This is a genomic window from Aeromonas sp. 604176 (assembly GCF_049170755.1).
GTDB classification, from domain to species: domain Bacteria; phylum Pseudomonadota; class Gammaproteobacteria; order Enterobacterales; family Aeromonadaceae; genus Aeromonas; species Aeromonas veronii_A.
The window spans coordinates 15,817-32,863 of record NZ_JAAKNE010000016.1; the positions used below are offsets into that span (position 1 = coordinate 15,817).

Sequence of the window (17,047 nt, forward strand, 5' to 3'; positions counted from 1 at the left end):
TTAAACAGCACATCAGACAAAAACAGAGAAATCATCAACGGGCCGCCTTGTCCCACAGTAAACGGGTATCGAGCATGCGGGCCGACATCATGGTCAGCACCACCACACCGGCAAAGGCGGTGGCCCCCGGGCCTGCGCGGACACTCAGCAGCACACCCCGATCGACCAGTGCCACCATCAGCGAAATCACGAACAAGTCCAGCATTGACCAGCGACCGATAAAATCGATCACCCGATACATCACCAGCTGGCGCTTGCGCCGCACCGGTTTGGCCCGCTGCAACTGCCAGCAGATCCAGCCCAACCCCAATATCTTGCCCACGGGTACCAGTATGCTGGCGGTGAGGACTATGGTGGCAATCCCGCTCATCTTGCTGCGATAGAGCATCATGATACCGCTGAAGATGGTATCTGACTGCAGTAACCCCTTGTTGTAGAAATGGGTAATGGGCAACAGATTGGCAGGCAGCAACATGAAGGTGGCGAGCGCCAGCAAGCCCCACGACCAGGCGAGGGAACGGGGAATGCGCACCTGCAATTTGCTGCTGCAACGGGGGCAGACTGCCCCGGCTTGATAGCGCACCAACAAACCACAGGTATGGCAGCGGCAGAGTCCCATCTCACGGGCGCTGGTCATGTTCCGGCTCCTTTAACGGGATCCGCGCCCAGTAGGGGGCGGGGTCAAACAGGATCAGCAGGGTCATGTTGAGCAGCATCAAAATACCGAGGCTGAGCAACCCGCCACCGAGGCGCACATCGGCGATGTCGATCAGTTTGAACAGGGCAACCAGCAGGCTGACGATATAGACCTCCAGCATGGCCCAGTGGCGAAACACCTCGACCAGCTTCAAGGTGACGGGAAGAATGTGCCAACGTTTGGCCAGACCCGAAGCCAGCACAAAGATCCCCGCCAATAACCCTACCGGTGCCAGTACGGCGCACCAAAGCACCAAAGAGGCCACCCAAAACTCACTTTCGCCAAACAGCACCAGGATACCGCGCAGCAGGTCGGCGTCGGTGTTGACCCCAGCCAGCCGCAGATAGATCAGCGGTTCAAAAAAGGCGGAGGGTAGCAGCAGAAATCCGGTGATGGTCAGGGCCATCAACTGGGAGGGACGAAAGGCATAACGGCCATAGAGATGCTGGTGACAACGCGGGCAGTGGGCATGGCGACGCAGCGGCAGTGCTTTGCGCTGGATCAGCAAGTCGCACGCCGGACAGACAATTACGGAACCGGGCTCCATCATACAATTCAACCTGTTGAAGGAATTGGTGAAATTTACCCTAAAACCGGTTTCCTGTCTTGCCTGCAGCCGGAATGTTACGAAAGTATAATTGACGTTAACGTAAACGTGATATTAGATAGCCAGACTAGACAGGTGAAAGGAGTCATGATGTCCAGTTTGTCCCCCTCGGCAGGCCTGCGCTTTCGCACCGCTCTTGCCAATGAACATCCCCTGCAGATCGTCGGCACCATCAATGCCTACATGGCGCTGATGGCCGAACGCAGCGGCTTTCAAGCTCTTTATCTCTCCGGCGCCGGAGTAGCCAATGCCTCCTATGGCTTGCCGGATCTCGGTATGACCTCCCTCAACGACGTGCTGATCGATGCCGAACGGATCACAGCGGCGACCCGTGTGCCGCTGCTGGTCGATATCGACACCGGCTGGGGCGGGGCATTCAATATCGCCCGCACCATTCGCGCGTTCGAGCGGGCCGGGGTTGCCGCCGTCCATATGGAAGATCAGGTGGCTCAGAAGCGTTGTGGTCATCGCCCCAACAAGGCGGTGGTCACGCTTGAGGAGATGTGCGATCGCATCAAGGCAGCGGTGGATGCCCGCGAGAATAGCGAGTTCGTCATCATGGCCCGCACCGATGCACTGGCGGTGGAGGGGATGGAGTCTGCTCTTGAGCGCACCGCCGCCTATGTGGCCGCCGGTGCCGACATGATCTTCGCCGAGGCGGTGACCGAACTGGCCCAGTACGACCAGTTCAAGCAGGCGGCCAAAGTGCCGATCCTCGCCAACATGACCGAGTTCGGCAAAACCGAACTGTTTGACAAAGAGCAACTGGCCGCCCACGGGGTCGACATGGTGCTCTACCCCTTGAGTGCCAACCGGGCCGCCAATCAGGCCGCCCTCAACGTCTATCAACATATTCGCCAGGATGGCCATCAGCGCGCTGTCGTGGAGACCATGCAGACCCGGGAGTCACTCTACGACTTCCTCGGATATCACCACTACGAGCAGACACTGGATCGTCTGTTTACAGCCAAGGAATAGGAGGCAGCTTATGGGACAGCAAAAACCGTTGGGTGGGGCAGGTCTGCGCGGGCAGAGTGCGGGGGAGACCAGTATCTGCACAGTAGGCAAGAGTGGTACCGGTCTTACCTATCGCGGCTATGACATCAAGGAGCTGGCCGACAGCGCCCAGTTCGAGGAGGTCGCCTATTTGCTGCTCAAGGGGGAGTTGCCCGATGAGCAGCAGCTTGACGCCTACAAGCGCGAACTGTGTCGCCTGCGCACTTTGCCCCAGCCGCTGTTGGAAGTGCTGGAGCGGATTCCCGCCGATGCCCATCCCATGGATGTGCTGCGCACTGGCTGCTCCATGCTCGGCGATTTGGAGCCGGAAGATGGTTTCGAGCATGAGCATGAAGTGGCGGATCGGCTGCTGGCCGCCTTCCCGGGCATTCTGATCTACTGGTACAAGTTCAGCCACGAAGGAGTTCGCATCGCCCTCGACAGCGACGAGGAGTGTATCGGCGGCCACTTTCTGGCCCTGCTGCACCAGAAGGCACCGAGCGAGCTGGAGCGTCGGGTGATGCATGTCTCCCTCATCCTCTACGCCGAGCATGAGTTCAACGCCTCCACCTTTGCCGCGCGAGTCTGCGCCTCAACCCTTTCCGACATGTTCTCCTGCATCACCGCCGCCATCGGAACCCTGCGCGGCCCGCTCCATGGCGGGGCCAACGAGGCGGCCATGGCGATGATCGAAGATTGGCAAGACGAGACGCAGGCAAGGCGGGAACTGCTGGCCAAGCTGGCGGCCAAGGAGAAGATCATGGGCTTTGGCCACGCCATCTACCGCACCTCGGATCCGCGCAACGTCATCATCAAGGAGTGGTCGGCCAAGCTCGCCGAGGCGGTGGGGGATGATCGCCTCTATCGCGTCTCCTGCGAGGCGGAGAAGGTGATGTGGGAAGAGAAAGAGCTCTTTCCCAACGCCGACTTCTTCCATGCCAGCGCCTATCACTACATGGGGATCCCGACCAAGCTGTTCACGCCTATCTTCGTCTGCTCGCGGGTCACCGGCTGGTGCGCCCACGTGATGGAGCAGCGTGAGCACAACCGGATCATCCGCCCGAGCGCCGATTATGTCGGCCCGGCCCCCCGTCACTTTGTCTCTCTACAACAACGATAAGGAAATCACGATGTCCGCCAACGTCGACGTCAACCACAGACCCGAGCCCGATCAGGTGCTGGTCGATATTGCCGATTATGTCTGCAACCACCCCATTACCAGCCAGGCGGCCCTCGACACCGCCCGCTACTGCCTGATGGATACGCTCGGCTGTGGCCTCTTGGCCCTGCGCTTCCCCGAGTGTACCAAACACCTTGGCCCCATCGTCCCCGGTACACTGGTACCCCACGGCGCCCGGGTGCCAGGTACCCAGCTCTGCCTCGATCCAGTCAAGGCGGCCTGGGATATCGGCGCCATCATCCGCTGGCTCGATTACAACGACACCTGGCTGGCCGCCGAGTGGGGTCACCCATCCGATAATCTGGGGGGCATTCTAGCCACTGCCGACTGGCTCTCCCGTACTCGCGTGGCCGAGGGCAAGGCGCCGCTCACCATGGCCGATGTGCTGGTGGCCATGGTCAAAGCCCACGAAATTCAGGGTGTGCTGGCGCTGGAGAACTCCTTCAACCGGGTTGGTCTCGATCACGTGGTGCTGGTCAAGGTCGCCAGCACCGCCGTGGTGACTCATATGCTTGGCGGAACCCGCGATCAGGTGATCGATGCGGTCTCCCAAGCCTGGGTCGATGGTCAGAGCCTGCGTACCTACCGTCATGCCCCCAATGCAGGGTCGCGCAAGAGCTGGGCAGCGGGGGATGCCACCTCTCGCGCAGTGCGCCTCGCCCTTATCACCATGAGCGGCGAGATGGGCTATCCCGGTGTGCTGAGCGCCCCCAAGTGGGGCTTCTACGATGTGCTGTTCAAGGGCAACCAGTTCGCCCTGCATCAGGGGTACGGCAGCTATGTGATGGAGAACGTGCTGTTCAAGATCTCCTATCCCGCCGAGTTCCACGCCCAGACAGCTGTGGAGTGCGCCATGAAGCTGCACGCTCAGGTGAAGGGTCGGCTGGAGGAGATCGATCGCATCGAACTCACCACCCATGAGTCGGCCATTCGCATCATCAGCAAGGTGGGTGCCCTCAACAACCCGGCCGATCGGGATCACTGCCTGCAGTACATGGTGGCAGTGCCGCTCATCTTTGGGCGCCTGATCGCCGAGGATTACGAGGATGACGTGGCGGCCGATCCCCGCATCGATGGGCTGCGTAGCAAGATGGTGGTGCAGGAGGATAAACGCTACAGCCGTGAATATCTGGAGGCAGACAAGCGCTCCATTGCCAACGCCATCCAGATCTTCTTCAAGGACGGCACTCACACCGCCAAGGTGGAGGTGGAATACCCGGTCGGCCATCGTCGCCGTCGGGAGGAGGGGATCCCGCTGCTGGTGGAGAAATTCCAGCACAATCTGACCACCCGCTTCCCGGCCAAACGGGTCAGCGACATTCTGGCCCTTTGTCAGGATGGGTCACGGCTTGCCGCCACCCCGGTACACGCCTTTATGGATCTGCTGGTGATCTGACCGGTCTTGCATTGGCCAACATATCGGCAAACAGTGATAAACGAAAAGCGGGCTCATCGGCCCGCTTTGTTATTCTGGCGGCTTATCCCTCGATAAGCCTCACCCCAGCGCACTGCTGTCGCCGTTAAAGAGCGCCGTCATGATGGCCGTCTCGCGACTGGCGATGGTCTCGAGAAACTCGTTGGCACGCCCCATCTGATGACACACCTGATAGCCGCGCTCGACAAAGGAGAAGAGCTCGCCAAGCCCCGCCAGATGGGCGGGCCCTGACACCAGCTTGAGGGTTGCCCCCAGCAGCGGTTTTCTCGCCAGCCTGTCCAGCGTCATGCCAAGCTCGCTCACCAACGCAATCTGATGTTGCCGGCGCGCCTGCTCGCCTACGGCACGATAGGCGATGGTGTAATGGTCCGGCGTGATGGGATCAATGCCATCAATGCGCCGCAGCGCCACCACCATCAGGTAGTCCAGCTCTTCGGAGAGAGCGTCGAGCTCGATCGCTTGGGCCAGCACCTTGAGGCCGGACTCAGGTAACAGCCGCTCGGCGGTCGGCATCACCCGCATCACGTCCGCATCGCGGCGGGCGCAATCCCCGGGTCCATAGAGGTCGGTCAGGAAGAACTCGGCGGCAGGGCCGTAGCGGTCACTTTCCAGCAGATCACGATGGGTTCGCCCCAACCGGTCGGCCTGCCACTGGCGTAGCCGATCCCGAGCCTGCTGATCTTCCGGGTGGGCACGCATCTGCTCGCGCAAGGCTGCAACCCGCTTGAGCTGGCGGTAGAGCCGACCCAGGGTGCTATCGTCGTCGTGGGCATGTTCTTGATGCGTCATCTACAGCTCTCTGGCCTTGGGCCCATTGATGGGGATTCGGTGATACGAAGATACAAGTGAATGAAAAACAAGCAGCTTTTGCTGACCGTTCCGTGACAAGTGTAGCGCGCACGGGGGAGGGAATAAATGCCATGCCCCGCTGATGGCCTGCATCCCTCTCTACTCTGTTAAGTGAGTCCCATTTATGTGAACCATCCTTTCATTTGTTGTGAACATGTGTTTAATATCAATAACTAACTTATGACCCAGAGTAACGACCATGTTCTTCAACTCGCTCGCTGGCAGCAGCGCACTCTCTACCATCCAGATCAGCCGTCAGCATCCGCTGGGATTGGCTGCCGCCCGGATCGCGGCCGAAGCCATCGCTGCGGACATGAGCGAGAGCTATCAACTCGATTGCGAATGGGCGGATGAAGAGGAGACCGAGCTACGCTTTCGCGGCTCAGGGGTACATGGCACTCTCACCCTGGACGAAGATACCCTGGAACTGGAAGTGCATCTTGGTTTGATGCTGTTGCCGGTACGCAGCGTACTGGAGCAAGAGATCCTCGATTATGTCGACAATCGCTTACCTTGCCCCAAACGTGTTTGAAACTCTTCGTTGCACTGGTTTTAAATAAACCAGCTGTAAACGATGGCTGTTTGAAATAAGTTGGCAAGCCATATGGTTTGTCAGATTTATTCTTCTGTGAGGTCTTGATTCTATTTTATAAGTAATTTTTCATCTTTATTTCATATTTCGAGTCGGCACTCATTAATGTCATTCTGATTGTATCAAGTCTTCATCCGGATATGAGGGAAGGAGCAATTTGCCGCCTCGATAAATTCATTTTGTAGGGAAACAACCATGCCACTGAGTGAATTTATCTCCTGCGTCGATACCGCCTGGTTACGCATGGACAGACCCAACAACCTGATGCAGATCATCGGTGTCCTGATGTTTGAAGGAGAGCTTGATGAAGCGCGTCTGCGGGCCGGATTGCACCATACCATTTCGGTGCAACCCCGTTTCCACCAGCGGGCCGTGCTGGAGGGGGGCTCCTACTACTGGCGCCATGATCCCGATTTCGATCTCGATCAGCACCTCAAGCGAGTGATCCTGCCGGGTGAAGCGGGCAAGCTGGAGCTGGAGAAGCTGGTGGCCGATCTCGCCTCGACGCCGCTCAACCACCAGCGCCCCCTGTGGGATATGCACCTGACCGACACGTCGCTGGGTGGGCAAGCGCTGGTGGTGCGCATTCACCACGCCATGGGCGACGGCTTCTCGCTGGTGCGGGCCATGCTGACCATGATGGATAACACCCCGGAAGGGGCGCCGCGACCACCGTCACCGGAACCACTGGATGACAGCGATGACGAGGATGAGGAGGATTGCCACCAGGGCAGCCGTCTGGTGCGGGCCGGTCTCAAGCTGACCGGTAGCCTCTGGTCCAAATATGTCGAAGTGGTCACCCATCCCACCAAGGCGGTGGATTACCTCAAGACCGGGCGGGATGTGGCGAGCGAGCTGTGCAATATCGCCACCCTCGGTGATGATTCACCCTGCCGCCTGCGTGGCAAGACTACCAGCACCAAGCGGGTGGCCTGGTCGGAGCAAATTGATCTGCCGGATATCAAGGCTGTGGGCAAGGTACTGGGCTGCTCGGTCAACGATCTGCTGATCGCCGCCACTGCAGGGGCGTTTCGCCACTACCTGCAGGAGAAGGGGGATGATGCCAACAAGGTCAAGATCCGCGCCCTGGTGCCAGTCAATATGCGTGCACCGGACGATGAGGGGGCACTTGGCAACCGCTTCGGGCTGGTGGCCCTGGACTTGCCACTGGATGTTGAACACCCGTTGCAGCGGCTCTATACCGTACGTGACCGGATGCAGGCGCTGCGCACTTCTCTACAACCCGTGGTGGTGCTCAACCTGTTACATGCCCTTGGCATGGCCCCCAATGCGGTGCAGCAGCAGGCCGTCGAGCTGCTCACAGCCAAGGCCAGTGCCGTCATCACCAACGTGCCCGGCCCGCAGCAGACCCTCTATCTGGCTGGAGCAAAATTGCGTCAGCCGCTGTTCTGGGTGCCGCAATCGGGGGATATCGGCGTCGGCGTCTCCATCCTCTCTTACGATCACAAGGTGCAGCTGGGCCTTATCACCGACAAGAAGCTGGTACCTGACCCGGATCAGGTTGTCGACCGCTTCGCCGTGGAGTTTGAACAACTGTTACTGCTGGTGTTGCTGGAGCCTGAGCTGCTGTTCGACCCGAACGGCCTTGATGCGCTGCTGGGTTGATCCGATACGTAAAAATCCCAATAAAAAGAGGCCAACCCGCGGGTTGGCCTCTTGTTTTGTTATCTATGAATAGTGGGAATAGCGGTTAATCCTCCAGCTCTTCCCGCGCCGCCTCCACATCGAGGCGCTCCATGGCATCCATGGGTTCGCACTCGGCCGCTTCGGCATAGAGGGCTTCGGCGGCTTTCAGGCGGCTCTTGCCGTGCAGCATCACCTGAGCGTTGGCGTACTCCATGCGGGCGATAGCCGAGTCGGGGATCAGCGCCAGCGCCTCCTTGAAGTGACGCTCGGACTCTTCCTTCTTGGCGCCATAGGTGAGGCCGCCGATCATGGCCCCCAGCTTGTCAACGATCTCGGCGTGCCAGGCGCCAAAGGCAATATGGGCCTCGGCGTGATCTGGCGCCAGCTCCAGCGCCTTCTCAAGGCTTGCCTTGATCTTGTCGCCAATTCCTTGCGAGAGGGCCTTGGAGATGGAAATGACCTGACTGTAGCGACCGAGGGCCAGCGCGTGGAAATACCAGGCATTTGCATTCTTGGGCTGGCGTTTTTGCAGCTTCTCGGCATGGCTGGCCGCCCGCTCGAAGGCGGCGCGCTTGGCATACTTGTCTTCCAGCAGATAGCTGGCATGGATCACCAGCGCTTTGTTCGCCACATTGAGGCCCTCCTCACCGGCCGCTTCGCCAAGGGCGACGGCCCGGGCAAAATCCCCGGCATGATAGGCCCGCCAGGCATCCTGTACCTGTTCATCTTCGGGCCAGGGTTCGGCATCCCCCTGATGGAGACGATCCCAGTTGTCCGCCAGCTTCTGGCCAGCATAGTCATAAGCCGCATCCGCGTAGGGGAAGGGGACAAATTCGAGTTGTGAAGTGGTCATGCTTGTTCTCCCTGTAGCATGTGAATCAAACCTTGTCGGTGTAGTGGTGGGCGAGGGCGCCCAGATGAGCGCGAGCATCGGCCCGCAAATAGGGTGCGACCAGCTGCATCACCTGAAAGACGCCGAGGGCAATATCGGCGTCCGCCTTGGGGTGCAGTGCCCGCTGATAAGAGATCCAGAATGTGCCCACCAGCGCCACATTGGCCGCCAGCGTGCGCATCTGTTGCGCCGTGCCCTCCATCAGCCCGACCGTTTGCAGATGGTTGCAAATGGCGATGGCGGTCTGCTCCTTGCGGCGCAGCAGGGCGGAGAAGCGCTGCTCCACCTGATGATAACCACTCATCAGGGTCGCGATATCGTAGTAGAGGAAACGGTACTGCCAGATAGCTTCAAACATCAGGTGGAGAAAGAGCCAGATATCTTCTGGCTCATCGGACGGGGTGCTGACCGCCTCCAGCAGGCGATCCATCTGCTGTTCAAATTCGCAGAACAGGGCGTTGACGATCTCCTCCTTGTTGTGGAAGTGGTAGTAGAGATTGCCCTGGCTGATCTCCATCTCGGCCGCAATAGCCGAGGTGGTGACGCTGGGTTCCCCTTGTCGATTGAAGCAGGCGAGGGCAGTGGTCAGGATCCGCTCCCGGGTACGGCGTTTGGGTTTGCGATCCATGCTACTCCTTTGGTGATGAACGACGCACGCCGTGGCGATAGCGTTTGGCAAGCCAGTGCTGCAGCTGCTCCAGCGACTTGTCGAGGGCGGCAACCGAGCCAATGCCGGGGGCCAGCAGGGTGCGATCTTCATCGGCCAGCGCGGCCAGATTGAGCTCGAGGCCATGCTTGGCAAGCACCGGCGCCAGCTCGTCACGACGCTGCCAGAGATCGCGGCGGGTATGCTGGTAAGCGTGCTCGCAGAGACGGCGGCGATCCCGGTAACTGAACACATTGGCGAAGAACATCTCGCCATCGGCAGAAGAGGGTTCAAACAGCAATGCGTCAGCATCGGGATATTGGTGCTTGTAGCGATCCATCCCCACATGCATGCGGGAGTGGATGATGGCGCGAAAAGTCTGGGCCAGTACCACCGGCAGACCGCTGTCCACCAGATTGGTCGGCGCGCCGGCGGCCATGTCCGCATCATAGGGCACCAGCGGATTGATGCAGAACACCAGATCCGCCCCCTCTTCCAGCGCTACCGAAGCGTGCAGAGTCTTGATCAGCGCCCCGTCCACATAGTAACGCCCGTTAATCAATGAAGGGGGAAAGAGGCCGGGCAGGGCGGCCGACGCCTGTACCGCCGCCGAGATGGGCACGTCATCGAGCCCCGGGCTGCCGAAGGCGACCGGATGACCGGTGTCGAGTTCGGTGGCTACCACAAACAGTCGACTGCGCAGCTGGCGAAAATCGTTGCTGCGGCCGGGACGAGAGAAAAACTGGGTCAGGGTGCGATCCACTCCGCGGTTGTCGAACAGTCCGGTCGGAATGGCCTTGGAGAGCCCCTGCAGCGATTCAAACAGGCTGCGCTTCCAGGGCGCCGCAAGATAGTAGGTCAGGCTCTGCCACGCCAGCGGCGGGATCGAGGTCAGACGGTCAGCATATTCACGAAAGGCGGGGCGCAGCAAGGTAGCCGGATCAAACATCTCCCCCGAATCATCGCTGAGCAGGATCCGCACCAGCTTAGCCGGCGAGATGCCGTTGGCCAGCGCCGATGCCACCACGGCCCCCGAGCTGACGCCAACATAGATATCGGCATGGTCAAGGCGCAAGCCGTTGATGCTGTCAGAGAGGGCTGCGCAGGCACCGATCTCGTAGATGCCGCCGAGCGGCCCGCCGCCAGCAAGGGCAATTGCGATGGTACTCATAGGGTTGCCTCCCTATCCATGACATTCACCATGACAAGACCGGCCCAGCGAAGGGCATGGGCCGGTATCAATCAACTTCCGTCACCGCGAGGGATCAGGGCAGGACGCTCTCTGCTTTGGCCTTCACCTCTTTCACCGCATCTTCGGCGGCGGAGAGGAGATCGGCAGCCTGCTCAACCACGGCCTCTTTAGCCTTGGCTACCGGTGCCTTCTTTACCGGAGGCTTGCGGGCAGCGGGCTTTTTGGCGGCAGCCGGTTTGGCTTCTGCGGCCGGGGCTTCTTCTTCCTGTGCATCCAGCAGTTGCTGGACCACGTCGGTCAACTCGGCCATGCGCTTGGAGAGCTTGTCGATATCCTTGCGGGTCGGAATGCCGAGGCTGGCCACAGCGCGGGCCACGCGATCTTCAAACACCTGCTCCAGACGGCCCCAGGTATTGGCGGTCTTGTCGGTCACAGCGGCAATCTTCTCATCTGCGCTCTGACGGGTTTTGGCCTGCAATGCTTCCCCTTCCTGCACCAGCGCTTCAAAGATCTTGCCACCCTCTTCCTGCGCCTTGGCATAGGCACCCAGACCCGCCAACCAGATCTGCTGGGTGGACTCCTTGATGGTGGAGGTGAGTTGGTTGTCGGTCACTGACCCTGCCAGCGCTTTCAATTTCTTAGCCATGATCTTCTCCTTGAATAACGACTGTTAAATGTAATGGCGACAACGAAACTGCAATCGGGTTGTGGCATTACTGATTTTTCAACTTCAGTCTAGGGACAAAAAATAGAGGGTTCTACCTAATAACGGAACAGGCACACCACCGAAATTAGGGTTTGCTCACGAACCGACAATCAAATTGCGGATTCCCATATGAATCGTGATATATCTAACAACCTAGTAACACCCTAATCAGTAGCAGGATTCTCTTTATGAACTATTTCATTACTGGCGGTAGTGGTTTTATCGGGCGTCGATTGATCAAAAAGTTATTCCAACAGCATCCCGACTGTATCGTCTATTTTCTGATGCGCGCCTCTCATCAGGATAAATTGCCGGAGTTATTTGCATTCTGGAATGTGGATGAATCGCGCGCAGTCCCGGTTTTTGGCGACATGACGCAACCGCTGCTGGGGGTATCGGTCGAGATGCAGGAGCAGTTGATCGGCAAGATCGACCACTTCTTCCATCTCGCGGCCATCTATGATCTCAACGCCAAGGCCGGGATCCAGCAGCAGGTCAACACCGAAGGGACCCGTCAAGCCGTTCAACTTGCCGAGCGGCTGGGGGCAGGGCAGTTCCACCACTGCAGCTCCATCGCTGCAGCGGGCCTGTTTGACGGTCTGTTTCGCGAGGACATGTTCGATGAGGCCGAACACCTCGACATGCCTTACTTCCAGACCAAGCACGAAGCGGAAGGGATTGTGCGCAATGAGTGCACAGTTCCGTGGCGAGTCTATCGACCGGGGATCGTTGTCGGTGACTCCAATACCGGCGAGATGGACAAGATCGACGGCCCTTACTACTTCTTCAAGACCATCCAGAAGCTGCGCCGTCTGCTGCCGCCCTGGATGCCGGCCATCGGGGTTGAGGGCGGGCGCATCAACATAGTGCCGGTCAACTTTGTGGTCGATGCCATGGTGCATATCGCCCATCAGGAGGGAGAGGAGAACAAAACCTTCCACCTGACCGACCCCAACCCGATGCGGGTCGGCGACATGCTGAGCACCTTCTCCCGCGCCGCCCATGCGCCGGAGCCTGCGATCCGCATAAATGCCTCTCTCTTTAACTTCATTCCCCGCCACCTGACCGCCATGCTGATGACCATGGCGCCGGTGCGCCGCATCCGCGATGCCGCCATCGCCGATCTGGGTCTGCCCAAGGATGTGTTCCGCCTTATCAGCTATCCCACCCGTTTCGACAGTCGCGAAACCCAGCGGGTACTGAAAGGGACCGGCATCGAAGTGCCACCGCTGCACAGCTACGCCTGGCGGTTGTGGGATTACTGGGAGCGTCACCTCGACCCGGAGCTATTCATCGATCGCTCCCTGCGTGGTCGGGTAGAGGGCAAGGTGGTGCTGGTGACCGGGGCAACCTCTGGTATCGGCCGTGCAACCGCGCGCAAGCTGGCGGGGGCGGGGGCCAACGTCGTTACCATCGCCCGCGACGAGCAGAAGATTGCCGAGACTAAAGCGGAGTTTGCCGAGCTGGGGCTGACCATCGAGATCTATCAGGGGGATCTCTCCAATCTGGCGCAGGCCGAGGAGATCACCGCTCGCATCGTGGCCGATCACGGCGGCGTCGATATTCTGGTCAACAATGCCGGCCGCTCCATCCGCCGCTCCATCGAGGACTCCTTCGATCGCTTCCACGATCTGGAGCGCACCATGCAGCTCAACTACTTTGGTGCGCTCAAGGTGATCATGGGGGTGCTGCCCACCATGATCGAGAAGAAAAAAGGGCACATCATCAACATCTCCTCCATCGGGGTGTTGACCAATGCACCGCGCTTCTCCGCCTATGTTGCCTCCAAGTCGGCCCTCGATGCCTGGGTGCGTACCGCCGCCTCCGAGTTTGCCGATAAAGGGGTGAGCTTCTCCATCATCAATATGCCGCTGGTGAAAACGCCGATGGTCGCGCCGACCAAGGTTTATGAGCAGGTGCCGATGATGACGCCGGAAGAGGCGGCCGATCTGGTGTGCGATACCATCATCAACAAGCACGTTCGTCTGGCTACTCGCCTCGGGGTATTTGGTCAGGTGGTTCACGCTCTGGCACCGCGCGTCGCCCAGGTCATCATGAACACCAGCTTCCGCACCTTTGCCGATCCCAAGGATGGCGACAAGTCCAAGGCCACCGCCGATCAGGTTGCCGTCTCGACCCTGATCAAGGGGATACACTTCTAACCAGTTGATGCGATAAAGAGATCAACAGGGGCCTGAGCAATCAGGTCCCTGTTTTATTTGCAATAGCAGTTGAAGAGCGGTTAAGGAAGGTCAGACTCTGGACAGCAGATCAAGCAGCAGATCTGTCGTGCGACGGGAGTAAAGCAGAGAGAGATGGCCAATGGCAGGCAACTCGATATCTTCCATTCCCGCCAATCGTTGCCGCTCCTGCGGCATCACCACATTGTCGTGACTGGTGCGCACCGAGATGCCGGGCACGCAAAGCGGCACCGAAGCAAAACGCTGCAACCAGCCGGATCCGGGCTCCATCTCGCGGGCATTGGCCCCAAGCCCAAGGGCGGCTAGCTGACTGCCCTGATGAGGCGTAGCCAGCGTGATCAGGCGCACGACCTTGTCACCACCATGGATAGCCAGATAGTCGCGGCAGACCAGCCCCCCCATGCTGTGACCGATCAGCACCAGCTTGTCAGCCCCGGTTTGCGCCAACACATCGTCAATTCGCTTGGCCAGTAGCGGCACCATCTCATCGATATGACCAAATGGTGGCATCAGGGTAATGGTGGCGACCACATGGCCTGCAGCCTCCAGTCGGGCGCGCTGGGTGTGCCAGATCCCGCGACTGCAACCGTAACCATGTACCAGCAATACGGGGCGCTGGCATGGACGCAGCCGATCGGGTGCCATCAGCAAAGGCTCGAACGGTAGCAACAAGGTGAAAGTGTAAAGGTAGGCCAGCATCTCCTGCGCCATCATCTTCACCCTGCGCCAGGGGCCGATAGCCGGGGAGGGGTAGAAGCGGGTAAACAGCCAGCTGCCGAGCACCACCAGACAGCGCAACCCAAGCAGGGCAAACACGACAAACAGCAGGGTCAGCAACCAAGGAAGTCCCACGACCACGTGGGCGATACTCCCGAGGAGCAGCACCTCTACCATCAGCAGGATAAACAGGTGTCGTACGATCGTCATAAGGTCATGATCCGACCAGTCTGGCGTGGAAGTCAAATGGCACTTTGAGACAACTTGATCCAACGCGGCTTTTGTCGCTAAACCCCGGCGAACTCTTTTCCGGTGAGGTTATTTGCAATGCTGTATATCCATACATATACTCTATCCATCATCATCAAGAGGAGGCCATCATGGCTGTCGAGATCAAATATGTGGTTGTTCGTGGGGGAGTGGAAAAAATGACCTTTGCCAGCAAAAAAGAGGCCGATGCCTATGACAAGCTGCTGGATACGGCCGATGAGTTGATGACCCTGTTGGCTGGCGCCCCGATCGAGCTGGCACCAGAGCAGCAAGAGAGTCTGGCATTCTACCTGGCAGAACAGCGCGATGTGCTGCAAACCCTGCTGCGCGGCGGCAAGGTTCAGGCAGGCACGAAAGAGGAAGAGGCCCCAGCAGCCAAGCGCAAGGAGAAGCCACTCAAGCAGGTGGCCTGATTGCCCAAGCCTGCTATTTCTCGGGATAAACAGCTCGCCGCATTCACTTTATTTGCATTTAAAACCATTTTTACGGCTATTTACCCCGATAATTTTTTAATGGCTGTGCATATCCAATGCATAACTAAATAGCGTGCACCACTGAGCGACATCAGCTAGGTCTATGAGGAAATAATGAGCAAACGGTGGAGAGAACGTTATCCAGATCGCTCCCGGTGACCTTAATCAGCAACAAGAGGCAGTACCAATTCCAATAGAAGCCGCATTCATCTATCACGAGCCCTTTTCTATCAACTCGGCTCACAGGCTCATATCGACTCATCTCAGCATCAACAAGCAACAAGCAACAAGCAACACCATGATTCAACAACCATTATCCTTGCCGCCAGCCATGCCGCTGTTTGACAGCCTTATCTATCTGGAAGCTGGCAATCCGCAGGTCAATCAGTACCTTGCCAACCTCAGCCTCAACGATGTACCCGATGCCGGTCTGGTTTACGAACTGGCGGTCGATTGGCTGCTGGAGCAGCGCAACAGCGAAAACAACTACAAAACCTATCGCAGCGAACTGACCACTTTTTTGCACTGGTGCTTTCGCGAGGCGGCCATCAGCCCGAAAGATCTCACTCGCCGCATCATGATCCGCTATCTCGACTATTGTCAGTCGCCCCCTGACGAGTTGATCGCCTACCGCAACGTGGCGCAGTTTGTCCTCGACAAGGAGTGGGGAGAGCGGTTGCCCAACCCGCAATGGCGACCGTTTCTCGGCAAGCGGGAGCTGGGCCGCACCTTGCCCTATCGCCTGAGCGAGCAGGCGATGAAGACCAAACTCGCCATCTTGTCGGCCTTCTTCCAGTTTCTGATCCAAGAGGAGTACATGGACAGGAATCCCGCTCTGCTGCTGCAGCGGGTCAAACGGCCGCAACAACAGGAGGCCGATGATCAGGTGCAGGCCTTCAGCGAGTTGCAGTGGTCATATGTGATGCAGGCCGCCGATACCCTTGCCAACGGCCATCCGGAGCAGCACGAGCGCAGCCGTTTTCTCACCATTCTGATGTACGCCTGCTATCTGCGGATCTCTGAAGTTGCAGCTCGGCCGGGCTTTACCCCTGTGATGGGGCAGTTCAGGCGGGATCGCAAAACCGGCGTCTGGGGCTACTTTATTCCGCAAAGCAAAGGGGGCAAACGGCGTACCGTAGCGGTATCCCAAGCACTGTTGGCGGCACTTGAACGCTACCGCCGCTTCCTCGGTCTCTCTCCCTTGCCGACACCGGATGAACAGACGCCACTGTTCGTTCGCCATAAAGCGGCAGCCCACGGCCGCGAGCAGGGGGAGATCAACGCCAACCTCGGCATTCGCCAGCTACGGGATTTGATCATGGTGATCATCGGTAAAGGGGCAGAATTGGCAGAGCAGGATGGATTTGCCCAGGATGCAGCCGAAATGCGGCAACTCTCTCCCCATGCGATCCGCCATACCGGGATCACCCATGACATCAATCTGCACGGGCGGCCGCTCTCCCACGTACAGGCCGATGCCGGCCATGACAGCATCGACACCACCTCGAAATATCTCCATACCAGCAACAGCGAACGTCATGAGAGTGCGCAGCAAAAACCGTTGGACAGATTAAGTAACGAAGTGAGAGATGACATTCCTAAAGATTCACGATAAGTGAGACATTACCCTGAACTTTACTGTTCATCTTTAGAACAAGCCTTGAGTCATTAATGTCTCATCCAAGCAGGTGCGGTTATTTTTACTGATCCGGGATGGCAATCGGTTCAAGGAACCATGGAGTAGTCAGGAACCAGAGCCTGACCAGCACCCCATGCCAAAATGAAAGCGCCGGTTGGGCCGCCTGATTTAATTGATTCGCGTACCACAAGGCCTTTATCGCCAGATAGGGGCCTTGTTCAATTCCATTGATTTGTCACCAATATTCCAGCCCCTTGCTCCTTGTGATTGCCTTAATACACTGGTCACAGGGGAGGGGACTCTCATAG

Annotated in this window: 16 protein-coding genes; 8 read left to right on the plus strand and 8 right to left on the minus strand. The window is 58.5% G+C overall.

All coding sequences use genetic code 11. The annotated features are described in order from the left end of the window. Positions 1–34: 34 nt before the first annotated feature. Both G5358_RS04715 and G5358_RS04720 read right to left on the minus strand, forming a co-directional pair. Positions 35–637 (minus strand): paraquat-inducible protein A, encoded by a 603-nt coding sequence (locus tag G5358_RS04715; RefSeq protein ID WP_005333132.1) that lies wholly within the window; start codon positions 635–637, stop codon positions 35–37. Further along, a complete protein-coding gene (locus G5358_RS04720) occupies positions 621–1,247 on the minus strand; it encodes a paraquat-inducible protein A (RefSeq protein WP_069526833.1) in 627 nt (208 codons plus the stop codon). The genes G5358_RS04715 and G5358_RS04720 overlap by 17 nt, the downstream gene beginning before the upstream one ends. 147 nt (positions 1,248–1,394) lie before the next feature. Between G5358_RS04720 and prpB the strand changes: the two genes are divergently transcribed. The 3 genes from prpB to G5358_RS04735 are packed head-to-tail and all read left to right on the plus strand — an operon-like array spanning position 1,395 to position 4,876. Next, a complete protein-coding gene (prpB, locus tag G5358_RS04725; RefSeq protein ID WP_019446406.1) occupies positions 1,395–2,282 on the plus strand; it encodes a methylisocitrate lyase in 888 nt (295 codons plus the stop codon). Positions 2,283–2,292: 10 nt separating this feature from the next. After that, positions 2,293–3,420: a bifunctional 2-methylcitrate synthase/citrate synthase gene (gene prpC / locus G5358_RS04730; protein WP_421323714.1), complete on the plus strand. Its 1,128-nt coding sequence runs from the start codon at positions 2,293–2,295 to the stop codon at positions 3,418–3,420. Positions 3,421–3,430: 10 nt separating this feature from the next. Further along, positions 3,431–4,876: a bifunctional 2-methylcitrate dehydratase/aconitate hydratase gene (locus G5358_RS04735; RefSeq protein ID WP_421323715.1), complete on the plus strand. Its 1,446-nt coding sequence runs from the start codon at positions 3,431–3,433 to the stop codon at positions 4,874–4,876. Between the two features lie 99 nt (positions 4,877–4,975). Here the strand turns inward: G5358_RS04735 and G5358_RS04740 are convergent, their stop codons facing one another. Then, positions 4,976–5,704 (minus strand): FFLEELY motif protein, encoded by a 729-nt coding sequence (locus G5358_RS04740; RefSeq protein WP_416034878.1) that lies wholly within the window; start codon positions 5,702–5,704, stop codon positions 4,976–4,978. Between the two features lie 259 nt (positions 5,705–5,963). Between G5358_RS04740 and G5358_RS04745 the strand changes: the two genes are divergently transcribed. Beyond that, on the plus strand, positions 5,964–6,296 hold the full coding sequence (locus tag G5358_RS04745; protein ID WP_100645872.1) for a polyhydroxyalkanoic acid system family protein: 333 nt from the start codon (positions 5,964–5,966) through the stop codon (positions 6,294–6,296). 255 nt (positions 6,297–6,551) lie between these two features. Then, positions 6,552–7,982, plus strand: a complete 1,431-nt coding sequence (locus G5358_RS04750) for a wax ester/triacylglycerol synthase family O-acyltransferase (RefSeq protein ID WP_421323716.1) — start codon at positions 6,552–6,554, stop codon at positions 7,980–7,982. Between the two features lie 85 nt (positions 7,983–8,067). Here the strand turns inward: G5358_RS04750 and G5358_RS04755 are convergent, their stop codons facing one another. The 4 genes from G5358_RS04755 to G5358_RS04770 form a co-directional block, all read right to left on the minus strand. Then, positions 8,068–8,856 carry a hypothetical protein gene (locus G5358_RS04755; protein ID WP_120414266.1) on the minus strand — a complete coding sequence of 263 codons (789 nt, stop codon included), beginning with the start codon at positions 8,854–8,856 and terminating at the stop codon, positions 8,068–8,070. Between the two features lie 25 nt (positions 8,857–8,881). Beyond that, positions 8,882–9,523: a TetR/AcrR family transcriptional regulator gene (locus G5358_RS04760; protein WP_005345492.1), complete on the minus strand. Its 642-nt coding sequence runs from the start codon at positions 9,521–9,523 to the stop codon at positions 8,882–8,884. 1 nt (position 9,524) lies between these two features. Next, positions 9,525–10,712 carry a patatin-like phospholipase family protein gene (locus tag G5358_RS04765; protein WP_421323717.1) on the minus strand — a complete coding sequence of 396 codons (1,188 nt, stop codon included), beginning with the start codon at positions 10,710–10,712 and terminating at the stop codon, positions 9,525–9,527. Between the two features lie 94 nt (positions 10,713–10,806). Continuing rightward, positions 10,807–11,379 (minus strand): phasin family protein, encoded by a 573-nt coding sequence (locus G5358_RS04770; protein ID WP_005333118.1) that lies wholly within the window; start codon positions 11,377–11,379, stop codon positions 10,807–10,809. 248 nt (positions 11,380–11,627) lie between these two features. On the opposite strand from G5358_RS04770, the gene G5358_RS04775 reads away from it, so the two are divergent. Continuing rightward, entirely contained in the window at positions 11,628–13,601 is a 1,974-nt protein-coding gene (locus G5358_RS04775) for an SDR family oxidoreductase (RefSeq protein ID WP_021230119.1), read from the plus strand. Between the two features lie 90 nt (positions 13,602–13,691). Here G5358_RS04775 and G5358_RS04780 read toward each other — a convergent pair whose 3' ends face one another. Continuing rightward, on the minus strand, positions 13,692–14,567 hold the full coding sequence (locus G5358_RS04780) for an esterase/lipase family protein (protein ID WP_421323718.1): 876 nt from the start codon (positions 14,565–14,567) through the stop codon (positions 13,692–13,694). Positions 14,568–14,737: 170 nt separating this feature from the next. Here G5358_RS04780 and G5358_RS04785 point away from each other — a divergent pair, with 170 nt between their 5' ends. Both G5358_RS04785 and G5358_RS04790 read left to right on the plus strand, forming a co-directional pair. Continuing rightward, positions 14,738–15,040, plus strand: coding sequence for a YebG family protein (locus G5358_RS04785; RefSeq protein WP_005333111.1), 303 nt, complete (start codon positions 14,738–14,740; stop codon positions 15,038–15,040). Between the two features lie 391 nt (positions 15,041–15,431). After that, entirely contained in the window at positions 15,432–16,715 is a 1,284-nt protein-coding gene (locus tag G5358_RS04790) for a tyrosine-type recombinase/integrase (protein WP_421323728.1), read from the plus strand. Positions 16,716–17,047: the final 332 nt, after the last annotated feature.